Raw genomic sequence first — 1,335 nt, 5'->3', positions numbered from 1 at the left:
ATTGTCGCAACCGTTTGCGAAATCCTTACGCGCAAAAACCAAGCAGCTAGATCAATGTACAGTTGCGTATAAACGCGTTGTGGCGTTTGGTGTCGAGACCTACACAGAGGCGGCGCGATTTGCGATGGCGGATATATATCAGATTCTCGCGCATGACATTATGCTATCCGAGCGTCCGAAAGGTTTAAATGCTTTAGAGCAAGAGCAGTATGACATCCTATTGGAAGAGCAAGCCATTCCAATCGAAGATGAAGCGATTGCACTTCATGAGCTGAACATTAAGGCGAGTCCGAATCACGAACTCAGTGGTTGGGTTAAAGCAAGCTATGACGCACTTCAAGAGTTAAATCCAGGTATGTACAAGCGGCCAGTAACCGGAGCAGATTATGCGACATTTGATTTTTAGTCTGTTTTTGATTGGATGTATCAGTGGGTGCGCCACGAAAGACGTCAGCCAGGATATTTCTGTTAAGCCTCGGACTCCAGTTTCGATTGCGGATAAAGATAAAGCGAGCTTCATGCGATTGCAGTCGTTAATGCAGGCGCAGCAGTTCCAAAAAGCGCTAGCACTTATTCAGAAGCTGTTAGTTGATTACCCTTTACTGCCTGAGCTGCATGTTAATAAAGGGGTGGCCTTACTTAGACAATCTAAAGCAAAAGAAGCGGTTGTAGAGTTCGAACGTGCGACTTCTATTAATGACGAACTAGCCCAAGCGCACAGCTTTCTTGGAGAAGCATTGTTAGCGCAAGGACAAATTAAGCGCGCAGAGCAATCCTATCTCAAGGCATTAGCGCTAGCGCCAGATACCCTTTATGCCCATTACGGGTTAGGTGTTATATATGATTTATACCTGTTTGATTTTGATAAAGCTGAGCAGCATTACTTGGCTTTCTTGGAAGGAGCAGACGGGCGAGCACAAGAAGATCAAATAAAACATGTAAAGTTGTGGGTTAGACTGCTCAAAAGGAAATCTGCATGAAGGGATTACACATTATTCAGTTTTGCTCTTTAGTGTTGATGCTATCCTACGCCAGCTTTACAACAGCTAATGACAAATCATCGGAACAGATTAAGACTATTTCAATCATTGGTAATTCTGAATTACCTAAAGTCGAATTAGCGCTGCCATGGAGAATATCTGGCTCAGCGGACCCAACTAAGATCGAATTAGAGCCTGAGCCAATGCCTGACGTATTAAAGCCAATTTCGATGGATGAGCATAAGCGTAAAGTTTATTTTCACCATTACATCCAAATGCCAAAGTCATTTGGATCACAATAGATTTGAGTTGCTCTTAATCGATCGACAGATAACAAAAAAGGAGTAAGTTTTTT

2 protein-coding genes and 1 pseudogene are annotated in these 1,335 nt (G+C 43.1%); all 3 read left to right on the top strand.

Features of this window, described 5'->3' with window-relative positions; all coding sequences use genetic code 11:
* Nucleotides 1-406, top strand: a pseudogene (locus A3762_RS27785) (hypothetical protein); the annotation flags it as partial.
* Complete coding sequence (locus A3762_RS18545) at nucleotides 387-980, top strand: tetratricopeptide repeat protein (RefSeq protein ID WP_068754863.1); 594 nt, start codon at nucleotides 387-389, stop codon at nucleotides 978-980. The pseudogene A3762_RS27785 and the gene A3762_RS18545, both read left to right, overlap by 20 nt.
* Entirely contained in the window at nucleotides 977-1,282 is a 306-nt protein-coding gene (locus A3762_RS18540; protein ID WP_068754865.1) for a hypothetical protein, read from the top strand. The genes A3762_RS18545 and A3762_RS18540 overlap by 4 nt, the downstream gene beginning before the upstream one ends.
* The last annotated feature ends 53 nt before the right edge of the window (nucleotides 1,283-1,335 follow it).

This window comes from Oleiphilus sp. HI0125 (assembly GCF_001635355.1).
Note: the sequence above shows the minus strand (reverse complement) of the source record. Positions and strands in the feature narration are given on the sequence as shown.